Source organism: Streptomyces sp. NPDC088400, assembly GCF_044753355.1.
GTDB lineage: Bacteria > Actinomycetota > Actinomycetes > Streptomycetales > Streptomycetaceae > Streptomyces.
In genome coordinates, this window is sequence record NZ_JBIVMZ010000001.1 from 17,341 (window position 1) to 32,331 (window position 14,991).

General features: G+C 69.4%; 13 protein-coding genes and 1 pseudogene. 12 read left to right on the forward strand and 2 right to left on the reverse strand.

All coding sequences use genetic code 11. From position 1 onward, the window contains the following. Positions 1 to 14: 14 nt before the first annotated feature. The 5 genes from ACIQD6_RS00085 to ACIQD6_RS00105 all read left to right on the forward strand — a co-directional run bounded on the left by ACIQD6_RS00085 (position 15) and on the right by ACIQD6_RS00105 (position 6,043). The gene (locus ACIQD6_RS00085; protein ID WP_401876558.1) at positions 15 to 545 is read left to right on the forward strand and encodes a GNAT family N-acetyltransferase; all 531 of its coding nucleotides are present in this window, start codon (positions 15 to 17) and stop codon (positions 543 to 545) included. Between the two features lie 105 nt (positions 546 to 650). Beyond that, a complete protein-coding gene (locus ACIQD6_RS00090) occupies positions 651 to 905 on the forward strand; it encodes a DUF4229 domain-containing protein (protein WP_401877992.1) in 255 nt (84 codons plus the stop codon). Positions 906 to 1,327: 422 nt separating this feature from the next. Continuing rightward, positions 1,328 to 2,692 carry a dicarboxylate/amino acid:cation symporter gene (locus tag ACIQD6_RS00095; protein ID WP_401876560.1) on the forward strand — a complete coding sequence of 455 codons (1,365 nt, stop codon included), beginning with the start codon at positions 1,328 to 1,330 and terminating at the stop codon, positions 2,690 to 2,692. Positions 2,693 to 3,032: 340 nt separating this feature from the next. Beyond that, positions 3,033 to 3,656 carry a TetR/AcrR family transcriptional regulator gene (locus tag ACIQD6_RS00100; protein ID WP_401877994.1) on the forward strand — a complete coding sequence of 208 codons (624 nt, stop codon included), beginning with the start codon at positions 3,033 to 3,035 and terminating at the stop codon, positions 3,654 to 3,656. A gap of 449 nt (positions 3,657 to 4,105) precedes the next feature. Beyond that, positions 4,106 to 6,043: an AMP-dependent synthetase/ligase gene (locus ACIQD6_RS00105; protein ID WP_401877995.1), complete on the forward strand. Its 1,938-nt coding sequence runs from the start codon at positions 4,106 to 4,108 to the stop codon at positions 6,041 to 6,043. 181 nt (positions 6,044 to 6,224) lie between these two features. Here the strand turns inward: ACIQD6_RS00105 and ACIQD6_RS00110 are convergent, their stop codons facing one another. Then, positions 6,225 to 6,428 carry a cold-shock protein gene (locus tag ACIQD6_RS00110; RefSeq protein WP_017948713.1) on the reverse strand — a complete coding sequence of 68 codons (204 nt, stop codon included), beginning with the start codon at positions 6,426 to 6,428 and terminating at the stop codon, positions 6,225 to 6,227. 317 nt (positions 6,429 to 6,745) lie between these two features. Between ACIQD6_RS00110 and ACIQD6_RS00115 the strand changes: the two genes are divergently transcribed. The 7 genes and pseudogenes from ACIQD6_RS00115 to ACIQD6_RS00145 all read left to right on the forward strand — a co-directional run bounded on the left by ACIQD6_RS00115 (position 6,746) and on the right by ACIQD6_RS00145 (position 14,191). Further along, on the forward strand, positions 6,746 to 7,627 hold the full coding sequence (locus ACIQD6_RS00115) for a menaquinone biosynthetic enzyme MqnA/MqnD family protein (protein WP_401877996.1): 882 nt from the start codon (positions 6,746 to 6,748) through the stop codon (positions 7,625 to 7,627). A gap of 145 nt (positions 7,628 to 7,772) precedes the next feature. Beyond that, positions 7,773 to 9,593 (forward strand): serine/threonine-protein kinase, encoded by a 1,821-nt coding sequence (locus ACIQD6_RS00120; RefSeq protein WP_401876562.1) that lies wholly within the window; start codon positions 7,773 to 7,775, stop codon positions 9,591 to 9,593. 120 nt (positions 9,594 to 9,713) lie between these two features. After that, positions 9,714 to 10,940 (forward strand): cyclic dehypoxanthinyl futalosine synthase, encoded by a 1,227-nt coding sequence (gene mqnC, locus ACIQD6_RS00125; protein ID WP_401876563.1) that lies wholly within the window; start codon positions 9,714 to 9,716, stop codon positions 10,938 to 10,940. Between the two features lie 17 nt (positions 10,941 to 10,957). Continuing rightward, a complete protein-coding gene (locus ACIQD6_RS00130; protein ID WP_401876565.1) occupies positions 10,958 to 11,446 on the forward strand; it encodes an imidazolonepropionase-like domain-containing protein in 489 nt (162 codons plus the stop codon). Positions 11,447 to 11,628: 182 nt separating this feature from the next. Continuing rightward, positions 11,629 to 11,821 (forward strand): annotated as a pseudogene (locus ACIQD6_RS00135) (acyltransferase); the annotation flags it as partial. 164 nt (positions 11,822 to 11,985) lie between these two features. After that, positions 11,986 to 12,678, forward strand: coding sequence for a demethylmenaquinone methyltransferase (locus ACIQD6_RS00140; protein ID WP_401876566.1), 693 nt, complete (start codon positions 11,986 to 11,988; stop codon positions 12,676 to 12,678). A 226-nt stretch (positions 12,679 to 12,904) separates the two neighbouring features. After that, complete coding sequence (locus ACIQD6_RS00145) at positions 12,905 to 14,191, forward strand: geranylgeranyl reductase family protein (RefSeq protein WP_401876568.1); 1,287 nt, start codon at positions 12,905 to 12,907, stop codon at positions 14,189 to 14,191. A 109-nt stretch (positions 14,192 to 14,300) separates the two neighbouring features. Here the strand turns inward: ACIQD6_RS00145 and ACIQD6_RS00150 are convergent, their stop codons facing one another. Next, positions 14,301 to 14,849: a glycoside hydrolase family 25 protein gene (locus ACIQD6_RS00150; protein ID WP_401876570.1), complete on the reverse strand. Its 549-nt coding sequence runs from the start codon at positions 14,847 to 14,849 to the stop codon at positions 14,301 to 14,303. Positions 14,850 to 14,991: the final 142 nt, after the last annotated feature.

Below are 14,991 nucleotides of genomic sequence, written 5' to 3' on the forward strand. Positions count from 1 at the left end.
GGAGGGACAGCGGGATGGCGCTCACATTCGAGCTGGACCCGAGGGTGGACCCCGCCCTGCGTGACGGGGTCCTCGCGCTCTGGGCCGAGGTCTCCAACGCCGACGGCGCCGTCGGATTCGTACCTCCCGTGACGGCCGACGACATACGGCCCGAGCTGATCAAGCACTTCGCGGCCATGGCGGAGGGCCGGGTCCGGCTGCTGGTCGGGTACGACGAGGAGGGCACCGTCGCAGCGACGGCGTTCCTCACGCTCAACACCCACCGGCTGATGCGGCACTGGCTCTGGCTGTACACGGTGATGGTCCACCCCGGGCATCAGGGCAAGGGGTACGGGCGCGACCTGATGGCGGCGGCCGCGGCGGCGGCCCGGGGGATCGAGGGCATCGAGGCGATACGGCTCACCTGCCGGGGCGGTACGGGCGTGGACAGGTTCTACGCCTCGTGCGGCTACAAGGAGGTCGGACGGGTGCCCGACGCGATCAGGGTCGCACCGGGCGACGACCGCGACGACATCATGATGCTGCTCCCGCTGAATCCGTACTGAACGGTGCGTGCTTCACTGTTCGGACACGTTCCCCCCTCCGACGAGGAAGAGAGAAGGCCCGCTGTGACCACTGCCAAGACAGGCGCCACGATCCGTTACACCACGATGCGCCTCGGTATCTTCATCGGCTGCTTCGTCCTCGTCGCAGGTCTGGTCCAGGTCGGTGCGCTGCCGAAGGGGCTCGGCGAATCGAACTTCGTCTGGGTGCTGCTGCTCTCCATCGTGATCTCGGCGCCACTCAGCTTCGTGCTGCTGCGCAAGCAGCGCGAAGCGATGTCCGAGCAGCTCGTCGACAAGGTCGACGGTGCGAAGGCGAAGCTGGCGGCCAACCGGTCCCAGGAGGACGGCGCCCTCCAGTAGGAGCTCGATCCCGGGTGGGTACTAGGCGCTCCATCCCGGGTGGGCACCCGAGGGGCGCCCCTCGTCCGGTAAGCGCTGCGTAAGCTTCCTCACAACGTGACATCTCACCCGACACCCCAGCACCGGAGCCGCCGCTCCAGTGCTGGGGTGTCGCGTTTTCAGCGCACCTTTCCCCAAAGGGGAGCTTTGAGCATCTCAAAGTTGAAGTGTTAACGTGTTCGACATGAAGTCAGCAGTGCGTCCACGCCACGACACGGGCATACCGCTCGTGGCGCGCCTGCATGTCGATCTCTGCCGCTGTATGTCCGCGGTCTGTTGCCGCGCGGTCTGACCCGGCATCATGCAGCGGCGCCCTCTCTGACGCACGAGCGCCGCACCCCTTCCCCCGTATTTCCCTGATACGTCATGTCTGGAGTGTGTTCGTGTCCGCGAACTCCGTATCCGCCGAGCCCGAGAAGCCGTCCGGCGCGAGATCGGGCCCGGGATTCCGGCTGCCCAAGGTCCCCTTCTGGGCGCAGATCGTCGCCGGTCTGGTGCTCGGCGTACTGCTCGGCTGGCTCGCCCGCAGCCAGGACATCAGCTGGCTGTACACCACGCTCGACAAGGTCGGCAGCATCTTCGTCCAGCTGCTGAAGCTGGCCGTCGCGCCCCTGGTCTTCTTCGCGATCCTGGTGTCGATCACCAACCTGCGCAAGGTCAACAACGCGGCCCGGCTGGCCTCCCGTACCCTGCTCTGGTTCATGATCACGTCGCTGATCGCGGTCGCGATCGGCCTGGCGATCGGCCTGATCACCAACCCGGGAGCCGGTACCGGGCTCACCCCGAAGGACGGCAAGGCGCCCGAGGGCTCCGGCTCCTGGATCGACTTCCTGACCGGCATCGTGCCGACCGACGTCATCACGCCGTTCACCGAACTGAACGTCCTCCAGATCGTGTTCATGGCCGCCGTCGCCGGTATCGCCGCGCTGAAGCTCGGTGAGAAGGCCCAGCCGATCCTCACCCTGAGCGAGGCCGTGCTGGAACTGCTCCAGAAGGCCCTGTGGTGGGTCATCCGGCTCGCCCCGATCGGCACGATCGGCCTCATCGGCTTCGCCATCGCCGACTACGGCTGGGACCTCATCGGCAAGTACGCGACGTTCACCGCGGACGTCTACATCGGCTGCGCGCTGGTCCTGTTCGGCGTCTATCCGCTGCTGCTGGCGACGGCCGCCAAGGTCAACCCGATCCAGTTCTACAAGGGCGCCTGGCCGGCCATCCAGCTGGCCTTCGTCTCCCGCTCCTCGGTCGGCACCATGCCGGTCACCCAGAAGGTCACCGAACGCCTCGGCGTCCCGAAGGAGTACACCTCCTTCGCCGTACCGTTCGGCGCGACGACCAAGATGGACGGCTGCGCCGCGATCTACCCGGCACTCGCCGCGATCTTCATCGCCCAGATCTTCGGCGTCCAACTGGGCATCCAGGACTACCTGCTGATCGCCTTCGTCTCGGTCGTGGGCTCCGCCGCCACCGCCGGCCTCACCGGTGCGACCGTCATGCTCACGCTGACGCTCTCCACCCTGGGCCTCCCGCTGGAGGGCGTGGGCCTGCTGATGGCGATCGACCCGATCCTGGACATGATGCGCACGGCCACGAACGTCGCGGGCCAGGCCCTGATCCCGGTCGTCGTCGCGGCACGGGAGAAGATCCTCGACCTCGACGCGTACAACTCCGCCTCGGCTTCGCCGGTGGAGGACTACGACAGCGAGGCCGAGGCCGGTCGCGGGACGACGGCCCCGGTAGCGGCCTGACTCTCCGTCCGCTCGCCCCACAGCGCCCCCGGTTCCGGACGAATTCCAGGAACCGGGGGCGCTCCGCTGTGCCGCGGCGGGGCGTCGGCCGTGTCCGTACATGTCAGCTGTATCGGCCGTACCGGGGCGGCCGGAAGAGCGGTGGTGCGGTTGACCCCGACCGCCGGCGTGCAAGTTAATGCGGGGCATGAGGTCAAGCGGCGATTCCCTGAGGGCCGACGGCAGGGGCAACGGCAACGGCAAGGAGCGGGGCGGCGAAGCCGAGCAGGGCGGCAAGGGCAAGCAGGGCAGCAAGGGCAAGCAGGACGGCAGGAGCAAGCAGGACGGCAGGAGCAGCCGGATGCCGCGCGCGGAGCGTGAGCGGCAGATGATGGACGCGGCCGTACGGACCTTTGGGCAGTGTGGGTACCGCGCCGCCTCGATGGACGAGATCGCGGAACTCGCGGGCGTATCGAAGCCGTTGGTGTATCTCTACCTGCATTCCAAGGAAGACCTCTTCACCGCCTGTATCCGGCGCGAGGCGCGGGCACTGCTCACGGCGGTGGAGGCGGGCGTCGATCCGGGGCTGCCCGCGGACCGGCGGCTGTGGGCCGGGCTCACGGCGTTCTTCACGCACACCGCGCGGCACCCGGACGGCTGGGCGGTGCTGCACCACCAGGCACGTACGCAGGGCGAGCCGTTCGCGGCCGAGGCCACGAAGACGCGGGACGAACTGGTCGCGTACGTGACGGGACTGATCGGCCCCGCGGCCCGTGAGGCGCACGGCTCGCCCGATCTGCCCGACCGCGATGTGGCCGGACTCGCGCAGGCGCTGGTGGGGGCCGCGGAGTCGCTCGCCGCGTGGGCCAACGAGACGCCGGGCGTCTCGGCGAAGGAGGCCGCGGCCACGCTCATGAACTTCGCCTGGACGGGCCTGGGGAACCTCATGGACGGGGAGCGCTGGTCGGCGAACGCCCTTCGCTGAGGAAAGCGTTCTTCGGTGAGTAAGTGCTGTTCGCAGAGGAAAGCTCTTCGGTGGGGAATGCGCTCGTCGGTGAGGAAACGGCCTGGCCCTGTGCCCGAGTTGTGTCTTCTGGGGAGGTTCCCCTCAGACTTCCCGGCAGACGGAGCCCGGCCATTGTTCCGGCTCCCCGCGCGGTCGTAGTTTACGTACTTACGCAACGTTGCTGACTAAAGGTCAGGGAAGATGCGCGACTGAGATCGCCGGTCGGTCTGAACCCTTCTGCCGGGAAGGGGAGTTCGGCGTGGCCGCTGCCTCCGTCGCCCTGCCGTAGCTCCGCCCCACGCGGAACCGCACCACCAGAACGAAGAACGAGGAGCCCCCACGTGTCCGTCCCCGTCCCCGGGTCCGTCGGCGACCTCACTGTCCCCGGGCCCGCCGACGCCCCCTTCGTACCGCAGGCCGAGCCCCCCATGCCGCGGAATCCTCAGGCGGACGAGCCCCACAAGGTGCGGGTGGACGGAATCGTCAGGGAGGTGGCCGTACCGCCCCTCGCCACACCCGTCCCGCACGGCTCACTCGCCGACATCCCCTTCGACAACGCCCGCGAGGCTCCGGCCGCCGTCGTCCTCGGCCGCAAACAGCCCGACGGGCGCTGGCAGGACGTCACGGCCGCCACATTCGCCGACGAGGTCCGGGCCGTCGCCAAGGGGCTGATCGCGGAGGGGCTGAGGCCCGGCGACCGGCTCGCGATCATGTCCCGTACGACGTACGAGTGGACCCTTCTCGACTTCGCGGCCTGGGCGGCGGGCCTGGTCACCGTCCCGATCTACCCGACCTCCTCCGCCTTCCAGACCCGCTGGATCCTCCAGGACTCGGGCGCGGTCGCCTGCGCCGTCGAGGACAAGGAACAGGCCTGGCTCGTCAGCCAGGAACGCCAACAGCTGCCCGGCCTCGGCCACCTGTGGGCGTTCGACACCGGCGCCATCGACTCCCTGCGCCGTGCGGGCGCACACCTCCCGGACGAGGAGGTCGCCGCGCGCCTGGCCGGCCTGACGCCGGAGTCCGTCGCCACCATCAGCTACACCTCGGGGACCACGGGACGCCCCAAGGGCTGTGTCCTCACCCACGCCAACTTCTTCGCGGAGGTGGACAACGCCATCGAGCTGCTCCACCCCGTCTTCAAATCGCCGGGCAAGCGGCCCACTTCCGACCCCGCCTGTTCCCCGCTCTCCACTCTCCTCTTCCTCCCCCTCTCCCATGTCTTCGGGCGGATGGTCGTGATCGGCTGTCTGCGCGCGGGAGTACGGGTCGGGCACGCGCCCTCCATCAAGACGGAGGACCTGCTGGCGGACCTGGCGGGATTCCGGCCGACGTTCCTGCTGGCCATCCCGTACGTCCTGGAGAAGGTCTACAACACCGGCCGCGCCACCGCCGAACGGATGGGCCGCGCTGCGTCCTTCGACCGCGCGGCGCGGATCGCGCGGCGCTACGCCGAGGCCAAGGAGGCGGCCCTGCACGGCACCGGCCCGGGCCCCACCCCCGGCCTGCGGATGGCCCGCGCGCTGTACGAACCGCTGGTCTACCGGCGTATCCGCGCCGCCCTCGGCGGCAAGGTGAAGTACGTGATCTGCGGCGGTTCCCCGCTGGGGCGCCGGCTGGCCGCGTTCTACGCGGGGGCGGGCATCATGCCCTTCGAGGGGTACGGCCTGACCGAGACGACGGCGGCGGCGACCGTGACCCCACCCCGGAAGCCCCGCATGGGGACAGTCGGCCGGCCCATGCCGGGGACCTCGATACGGATCGCCGACGACGGCGAGGTGCTGGTGCGCGGCGGCCAGGTGTTCGCGGGCTACTGGGACGTCCGGAGCGGTGAGGCCGTACCGGCACTGGAGCCGGGGCCCGACTCGGGGCCGGGGTCCGGGCACGGCTGGTTCGCGACGGGGGATCTGGGATCGCTGGACGACGACGGCTACCTCACCATCACCGGCCGCAAGAAGGACGTCATCATCACGTCGAGCGGGAAGAACGTCGTTCCGGCGCCCCTGGAGGACTGGCTGCGCGCCCATCCTCTGGTCAGCCAGTGCGTGGTGGTCGGCAACGACCGCTCGTACGTCACGGCCCTGATCACCCTCGAACCGGAGGGCCTGGCCCACTGGCAGCGGATGAAGAAGAAGCAGGACGTGCCGCTCGCCGCCCTGACGGAGGACAAGGAACTGCTCGGATCGCTCCAGCGCGCGGTGGACGAGGCGAACCGCCTGGTCTCCCGCGCCGAATCGATCCGCCGGTTCCGCGTCCTGCCGGTGGACTTCACGGAGGCGGCCGGCCATCTGACCCCGTCGCTCAAGCTGAAGCGCTCGGCGATCGCACGGGACTTCGCGATGGACATCGAGGCGCTGTACGGAAGCTGAGTGAACGGGCGCTGAGTGAACGGGCGCTGAGTGAACGGGCGCTGAGTGAACGGATGCTGAGTGGTCGTATACGGAAACGACGGGTAAAAGGCAGGAGCCCTGCTTTCCCCACCCGAGTGGGGGAAGCAGGGCTCCTTGGGTACTGCTAATCAGGTTCTACGCGATCGCCTGACCCGGGCAACTAGGCCGGGGTGACGTTCTCCGCCTGCGGGCCCTTCGGACCCTGCGTGACGTCGAAGTTCACGACCTGGTTCTCCTCAAGGGAGCGGAAGCCGGTCGCGTTGATCGCGGAGTAGTGGACGAAGACATCCGGGCCGCCGCCGTCCTGGGCGATGAAGCCGAAGCCCTTTTCAGCGTTGAACCACTTGACGGTTCCGGTAGCCATAAGCCCTCCTTGGGCCAAAGGGTTGCCCTGCTCCAGAACCTGCAAAGAAGTCTGAAAACTACAAAAGCCTGCGGGTTACATGCTCCGCAGGCTCTGTACTGCAAGGGAAACCAAACTGCAACTTGCGGCGAGCCTAGCACGCAGCGTGCGCGCAGCGGTAGAGGTAAAGATCACTTCACCCGGACGCCTGACGAAGGCCCTGACGTGCTGACGAACGGTGCCCCGCAGCGGCCTGCGGACGGGCGCGGGTTTAGCCTCGCGATGTGGACAGTCCAGCAGAAAACACAGCGGCAGAAGCAACCGGCACCGTCGACGGTATCGGAGCCGCCGGACCCCCTGGAGCCCTTGGAGCCGGCCACCGCCGGACCCGGCCGCGCGTCGGCCATATCCAGTTCCTGAACTGCCTGCCCCTCTATTGGGGGCTCGCCAGGACCGGAACCCTGCTCGATCTGGATCTGACGAAGGACACCCCGGAGAAGCTCAGCGAACAGCTGGTGCGGGGCGATCTGGATATCGCCCCCGTCACCCTGGTCGAATTCCTCCGCAACGCCGACGATCTCGTCGCCTTCCCGGATCTCGCGGTCGGCTGCGACGGGCCCGTCATGTCCTGTGTGATCGTCTCGCAGGGTCCGCTGGAGCAGCTGGACGGTGCCCGGGTGGCGCTCGGCTCCACGTCCCGTACGTCGGTGCGGCTCGCCCAGCTGCTGCTGAGCGAGCAGTACAAGATCCAGCCCGACTACTTCACGTGCCCGCCCGACCTCGGCGTGATGATGCAGGAGGCCGAGGCGGCCGTCCTGATCGGCGATGCCGCACTGCGCGCCTCGCTGCACGACGCGCCCCGGCTCGGCCTCCAGGTCCACGACCTGGGGCAGATGTGGAAGGACTGGACCGGGCTGCCGTTCGTCTTCGCGGTGTGGGCGGCGCGCAAGGACTATCTGGCGCGCGAGCCGAAGGCCGTACGGACGGTGCACGAGACGTTCCTCGCGTCCCGGGACCTCTCGCTGGAGGAGGTCGGGAAGGTCGCCGAGCAGGCGGCGCGCTGGGAGAGCTTCGACGCGGAGCTGCTGGAGCGGTACTTCACGACGCTCGACTTCCGTTTTGGTCCCGACCAGCTCGCGGGCGTACGGGAGTTCGCGCGCAGGACGGGACCGACGACGGGCTTCCCGGCCGACGTGCGGGTCGAGCTGCTCCAGGTGTGACGGTCTGCTCCAGGAGTGACGGCCGGTCGCCAGTGCGGCGCAGCGCTCCAGGGACGACGGTGAACTGCCCGAGGCCTCCCGCCGCTCCCGGCGACACGCCCTAAGCTGCCCCGTACAGGCGCGCGACTGGCAGAGGGGGAGCGGCATGAAGCCGCTGGAGGCAGACGATCCGCCCGTGATCGGCTCGTACCGCTTGCTCGGGCGGCTGGGGTCGGGCGGGATGGGCCGGGTCTATCTCGCGCGTTCCGAGGGCGGACGTACGGTCGCGGTCAAGGTCGTCCATCCGCACTTCGCGACGGACGACGAGTTCCGGGCCCGCTTCCGGCGCGAGGTGGACTCCGCGCGGCGGGTCGGTACCGGGGTCGGTACGGGACCGGACGGTCACCGCTGGTCGGCGCCCGTGCTGGACGCCGATCCGGAGGCGGCCATTCCGTGGGTGGTCACCGGCTATGTGGCGGGTCCCTCGCTGACCCAGGCGGTCGGGGCACACGGACCGCTGCCCGAACATTCCGTACGGGCGCTGGGTGCCGGACTCGCGGAGGCCCTGGTCTCCGTCCACGAGCTGCGTCTGGTGCACCGGGACGTCAAGCCGTCGAACGTACTGCTGGCCCTGGACGGACCCCGGCTCATCGACTTCGGTATCGCCCGCGCCATGGACGGCACCGCCTCGCTCACCTCGACCGGCGTCTCGGTCGGTTCGCCGGGCTACATGTCGCCCGAACAGATCCTCGGCAAGAACGTCAGCGGCGCGGCCGATGTCTTCTCGCTGGGCGCGGTGCTCGCGTTCGCCGTGACGGGCGAGCGGCCCTTCGCCGGGGACTCCTCGGCCGCGCTGCTCTACAAGGTCGTGCACGAGGAGCCCGAACTGGGCGCCATGGAAGGCGAACTGAGGGAACTGGTCGCGGGCTGCCTCGCCAAGGACCCGTCCGCGCGCCCCGCCCCGGCCGAGGTCGCGCTGCGGCTCGCGCCCGCGGGGGCCGGCGGGCTGGTCGCGGTGGGCTGGCTGCCGGGGCCGCTGGTCCAGGAGGTCAGCCGGGCGGCGGTCCGGCTGCTGGACCTGGAGGCGGCGGCGCCGCCCGTACAGACGGGGCCTGTTCCGTTCAGCAACCCGTCGCTCAGCACCCCGTCGCTCAGCAGCCCCTCCTTCGACGGTCCTTCCGCCGGTGGGTCTTCCGTCGGTGGTCCTTCTGCCGGTAACCCGTCGCTCGGTCATGCGCCGCTCGGGGTCTTCGGTCCTCCGATGGACCCGCCGAAGGGCACCCCGGTCCCGGCTTCGGCCCCGGCCCTGGTTCCTGAGCAACGGGCTCCTGAGCAACGGGCGTCCGACGGGCGGCTGTCCGTGTCGGTCTCCGCCGACACCACCACGGGTACGGGCGCCGGTACGGGTACGGGCACCGGCCGTCGCAGCCGTCAGGTGAGCTGCACCCTGGCCCTGGCCGTGGCGGGTGCCCTCGCGGCCGTGACCGTGGGCGGCGCCTTCTTCCTCAAGCTCCTGCCCGGGACGGGGAACGACGCCGGATCCGACGACAGCGCGGCCTCCCGCCCGTCGTCGACCGCCGCCCCGTCCGCCGCGTCGGACGCACCCGTCACCGAGCTGCCCAAGGGCTTCGCCGGCAGCTGGAAGGGGGCGACCACCGAGCGCAACGGCCTGAAACACGGTGACCTCGTCGCCGTGTTCACCAAGGGCGCGAAGGGCGAGGACGTGGTCCGTACGGTCACGAGTCTCTCCGTCTTCGGGGTGACGGCGGAGTGCTACGGCGTGGGCAAGCTCCTCTCGGGCACCGCGACCGAGCTGCGCGTCGAGGAGCGAGCCGATCCGGAGAAGCCCGGCACGAAGGGCATGTGCACCGGGAAGGCGGCCGAAGTGACCTACACGCTCATGAAGAACGGCTCCCTGCGCTACGAGTCGACGGAGGAGGAGGCCGGCAAGCCGACGGGGACGCTCACCAAGCTCACCAGGCAGTAAGGGGTCCTCGCGCAAGGGGCGGCACCGCGCACGGCCCCCGCCATGGTGCCCGCTGTCCGCCGTCCTCGCTGGCGTAGGCTGGATCGGTCGTTACTGCCCCTTTGGGAAGGACCCGCCCCGGTGACCGAGAAGGCCGACCCTACGTCCGTACATGTCACCGGCGAGGTCACTGGTGTCCTTGACCGTGCCGCCGCCGGCGGGCGCATCACCGCCGACGAGGCGCTCGTCCTGTACCGCTCGGCGCCGCTGCACGCGCTGGGCGCCGCGGCCGACGCGGTCCGCCGTCGCCGGTACGCCGGGACCGAGCACATCGCGACGTACATCATCGAGCGGAACATCAACTACACGAACGTGTGCGTCACGGCGTGCAAGTTCTGCGCCTTCTACTCCGCGCCCAAGGACACCGCCAAGGGCTGGACCCGCGACCTCGACGACATCCTGCGCCGCTGCGCGGAGACCGTGGAGCTGGGCGGAACGCAGATCATGTTCCAGGGCGGGCACCACCCGGACTACGGCGTCGAGTACTACGAGAAGCACTTCGCGGCCATCAAGAAGGACTTCCCGCAGCTGGTCATCCACTCCCTCGGCGCGTCCGAGGTCGAGCACATGGCCCGTATCTCCAAGGTCTCCGTCGAGGAGGCGATCCAGCGGATCCACGCCGCCGGTCTCGACTCCTTCGCGGGCGCCGGCGCCGAGTTGCTGCCCGCTCGGCCGCGCAAGGCGATCGCGCCGCTCAAGGAGTCCGGCGAGCGCTGGCTGGAGATCATGGAGACCGCGCACGGGATGGGCGTCGAGTCGACGTCCACGATGCTGATGGGTACGGGCGAGACCAACGCCGAGCGCATCGAGCACCTGCGGATGATCCGTGACGTACAGGACCGGACGGGCGGCTTCCGCGCGTTCATCCCGTACACCTACCAGCCCGAGAACAACCACCTGAAGGGCCAGACGCAGGCCACGCTCTTCGAGTACCTGCGCATGATCGCGATCGCGCGGCTCTTCCTCGACAACGTCGCCCACATCCAGGGCTCCTGGCTGACCACGGGCAAGGAGGTCGGCCAGCTGTCGCTGCACTACGGCGCCGACGACCTCGGCTCGATCATGCTGGAGGAGAACGTGGTGTCCTCGGCCGGTGCCAGGCACCGTTCCAACCGGCTGGAGATCATCGATCTGATCCGCAAGGCGGGCCGTGTCCCGGCGCAGCGCGCCACGACGTACGAGCACCTCGTCGTGCACGACGACCCGGCGAACGACCCGGTGGACGAGCGCGTGGTCTCGCACATGTCGTCCACGGCCATCGAGGGCGGCACGGCCCACCCCGAGCTCAAGCTCATCGCCTCCAACTGAGCTTCTGGAGAACTCTGTTGGAGACCCTGCACACGGCCGACGAGGTCCGGTACACCTGGGACCGCGCCTCCGACGCCTCGGTGAGCCACGCGTCGGCGACCGGTCCCGCACCGATCGAGGGCGGCGCCGTCGTGGTGAGCGGGGACCGGATCGGCGCGGTCGGTACGTACGACGAACTGCGGGCGCGTTTCCCGCGCGCGCGGGTGCGGAAGTGGGCCGGAACGCTCGGGCCCGCGCTCGTCCATGACGGGCCGCTGCCCGAGGCCCCGAGCCCGCGCGAGCGGATCCATGCCGTGCTGAAACTGGGCGCGGTGGCGGTGCTGGAGCGGTACGTCACGGATCCGGGGCTGCACTCCGCGGCCGAGCGGGTGGGCGTCGTCGTCCTGCCCGCCGCCCGGCGGCCCGCGATCGCCGACACGGGGCGCGCGGACCTCGCGGTGTTCGACGCGGACGGGCGGTGCGTGGCCACGGTGTGCGCGGGACGGTTGGTCCACCGGCGCGCGTAGCGTCTTCGTTCTGGAGGCCTATTTTGGGGCTCAGCCCGCCAGCGCCTTCGCGAACGCCCCCACCGCCTGTTCCGCCCCACTACAGGTGTCCGACGCCTTGGACGTCGACGTCCCGTCCGCGCACCGCTGGTCGCGGAACGGTGACCACATCGAGTCGGCAACCGCGACACGATGATCGGGTCTTCGGGCTGGTCATCGTCGTCGCGATGGCGAAGCACGGCCGGCTGCCCGGGGCCGACGCCCTGTACTGGGTGCTGCCGGTCGGGGACCTGCCGGGCAACGCATGGGGCGAGCAGGCGTGGGCGGTGCTCTGGTACCTGCGTACGTACCTGGTTCGTCCTGCTGCTGTTGCGCGCCCGCTTTCGAGCGGGACCTGCCGCTGGACAGCGTGTGGTTCCAGTTCGGGGTCGTCCGGGTGCTGATCGCGGCGGCCGTCGCGCTCTTCGGCCGGGTGGGGGACGTCGCGGCGAAACGCGGGCCGCGGCTGCTGCCCTGACGCGTACGGGGGCGTACGGGAGCGGCCTGCCACAATGGAGTGCGTGACCCGAGCCTCCCTGGACAAGCAGCCGCACGAAGTCGCCTCGATGTTCGACGACGTGGCGGAGAAGTACGACCTCACCAACGACGTGCTGTCGCTCGGCCAGAGCCGGCTGTGGCGCAAGGAGGTCGCCAAGGCGGTGAACGCCCGCCCGGCCGAGAAGGTCCTGGACCTGGCCGCGGGCACCGCCACCTCCTCGCAGCCGTTCGCCGCCACCGGGGCGTACGTCGTGCCCTGCGACTTCTCCCTGGGCATGCTGCGGGAGGGCAAGAAGCGGCACCCCTGGATGCCGTTCACGGCCGGGGACGGGACGAAGCTGCCGTTCGCCGACGAGGTCTTCGACGCGGTGACGATCTCCTTCGGCCTGCGCAACGTCCACGAGACGGATCTCGCGCTGCGCGAGCTGCGCCGGGTGACGAAGCCGGGCGGGCGGATCGTGATCTGCGAGTTCTCGCACCCGACCTGGGCGCCGTTCCGGACCGTCTACTCGGAGTATCTGATGCGGGCGCTGCCGCCGGCCGCGCGCGCCGTGTCCTCCAACCCCGAGGCGTACGTCTATCTCGCCGAGTCGATCCGCGCCTGGCCCGACCAGCCCGCGCTCGCGGCGCGACTGCAAGAGGCGGGCTGGTCCAAGGTGGCGTGGCGGAACCTGACGGGCGGGGTCGTGGCACTGCACCGGGGCGTACGGGACTGAGCCGGAGGCGTACGGACCCGAGCCGGGGCCGGGGCGTACGGAGCCGGGAGCGGCCCGGTCATGTCGTCCACGTTTTTGTCTACGTCGTCCATGTCGTCCATGTCGTTCGCGTCGTTCGCGTCGTTCACAAGGGCAGCCCTTCACCTGACGTATCCGTACGCCCCCATAGACTGCACATGACCAGTGCCGCCCGGTACGCCGTTTCGATTCTTCGGGAGAACCCGCTGTGACCGAGCCCCTCTCCGAAAACACCGCGGACGTGATCGTCGTAGGAGCGGGTCCGGCCGGCTCCACGACCGCGTACTACCTCGCCAAGGCGGGCCTGGACGTCCTGCTGTTGGAGAAGACGGCGTTCCCGCGCGAGAAGGTCTGCGGCGACGGTCTCACCCCGCGCGCCACGAAGCAGCTGGTGTCGATGGGCATCGACATCTCCGAAGAGGCCGGCTGGCTGCGCAACAAGGGGCTGCGGATCATCGGCGGTGGCGTACGGCTCCAACTGGACTGGCCGGATCTGGCCGCCTACCCGGACTACGGGCTGGTCCGCAAGCGCGACGACTTCGACGAGCAGCTCGCCCGGCAGGCGCAGAAGGCCGGCGCGCGGCTGCACGAGCGCTGCAATGTCGGCGCCCCGATCACCGACCCGCGCAACGGCCGCATCATCGGCGTCAACGCCAAGATGGGCGAGGAGAAGACTCCGGTCACCTTCCACGCGCCGCTCGTCGTCGCGGCAGACGGCAACTCGACGCGGCTGTCGCTCGCCATGGGTCTGCACCGGCGCGAGGACCGCCCGATGGGCGTGGCCGTCCGCACGTACTTCACCTCACCCCGCCACGACGACGACTACCTGGAGTCATGGCTGGAGCTGTGGGACCGGCGCGGCCCGGGTGAGGACAAGCTGCTGCCCGGCTACGGCTGGATCTTCGGCATGGGCGACGGCACGTCCAACGTCGGCCTCGGCATCCTCAACTCCTCCTCCGCGTACAAGGAGTTGGACTGGCGCGAGGTGCTCAAGGCCTGGTGCGCGTCGATGCCGGAGGAGTGGGGCTACACCCCGGACAACATGACGATGCCGATCCGGGGCGCCGCGCTGCCGATGGCGTTCAACCGCCAGCCGCACTACACCAAGGGCCTGCTGCTGGTCGGTGACGCGGGCGGGCTGGTCAACCCGTTCAACGGTGAGGGCATCGCGTATGCCATGGAGTCGGGCCAGATCGCGGCGGACGTCATCGTCCAGGCCCATGCCCGCGCCACTCCCTCTCAGCGCGAACTGGCCCTGCACCACTACCCGAAGGTCCTCAAGGACACCTACGGCGGCTACTACACCCTGGGCCGCGCGTTCGTGAAGCTGATCGGCAACCCCGCGGTCATGAAGATCGCGACCCAGCGCGGTCTGACGCATCCGCTGCTGATGAAGTTCACGCTGAAGATGCTGGCCAACCTGACGGACCCGACGGGTGGCGACGCGATGGACCGCATCATCAACGGCCTGTCGAAGGTGGCCCCGAAGGCCTGAGCCCATGCTCTGAGCCGTCCATGGTCTGAGCCGTCCGTGGCATGAGCCCATGGTCTGAGTGAACCAGGACCGATGATGGCGGACCGGCTGAGGGATGTCCGGACATCCCTCAGCCGTCGGCCCACTTCCGCAGCGCGGCACGGTCGGCGAACGCGCCGACGTTCGTGTCGACAGGGGTGTCCGTGTACTGGTGGAAGTGCCACTTCGCCTTGATACGGGGCTTTCCCGCGGTCACATAGTCCGCGATCCACAGGGCGTCGCCCGCGTTGCTCGTGGTGTCGCGGTTCAGCCAGTAGTACTGACCGCAGTACAGCCCGACCCGGTGGTTGGAGCCGCGCAGGCGCATGACCTCCGCGATGAACGCGTCCTTCTGCGCGCAGGAGACGCCGTCGTCCTCCCAGTCGGCGAACAGCGGGTCGTGCTCGATGCTGGCGCATTCCTCCACGAAGTAACGGGCCTGTGCCTTCATGTCCCCCGGCCGGAGGAAGTGGTAGAAGCCGACGACCAGCCCGGCTTCACGCGCGTGCGCGGCCTGAGCGTTCATCTTGGGGTTGATGTACGAGGTGCCTTCCGTGGCCTTGACGAACACGAAGGCGAGGCCGCTCGTGCTGAAACTCGAACTCTGATACGACGAGACGTCGATTCCGTTGACGGTCATGGGTGCCTCCTGGGCTCAAGTGCGCCCTTGGTGCGATACGTGTGGGGGGCGGTGCGAGGCCGTTCAAGTGACTTCTACCCAGAAGCGGTTGCTTCGGTCTCACTCGATTGGGTCAGTGATTCCGGCAGGTATGCCCGGCGGA

Coding starts and splice junctions, on each gene's coding strand:
- ACIQD6_RS00085 (WP_401876558.1), top strand. CDS start 15: ATGGCGCTCACATTCGAGCTGGACCCGAGGGTGGACCCCGCCCTGCGT.
- ACIQD6_RS00090 (WP_401877992.1), top strand. CDS start 651: ATGCGCCTCGGTATCTTCATCGGCTGCTTCGTCCTCGTCGCAGGTCTG.
- ACIQD6_RS00100 (WP_401877994.1), top strand. CDS start 3,033: ATGCCGCGCGCGGAGCGTGAGCGGCAGATGATGGACGCGGCCGTACGG.
- ACIQD6_RS00105 (WP_401877995.1), top strand. CDS start 4,106: ATGCCGCGGAATCCTCAGGCGGACGAGCCCCACAAGGTGCGGGTGGAC.
- ACIQD6_RS00110 (WP_017948713.1), bottom strand. CDS start 6,428: ATGGCTACCGGAACCGTCAAGTGGTTCAACGCTGAAAAGGGCTTCGGC.
- ACIQD6_RS00120 (WP_401876562.1), top strand. CDS start 7,773: ATGAAGCCGCTGGAGGCAGACGATCCGCCCGTGATCGGCTCGTACCGC.
- ACIQD6_RS00150 (WP_401876570.1), bottom strand. CDS start 14,849: ATGACCGTCAACGGAATCGACGTCTCGTCGTATCAGAGTTCGAGTTTC.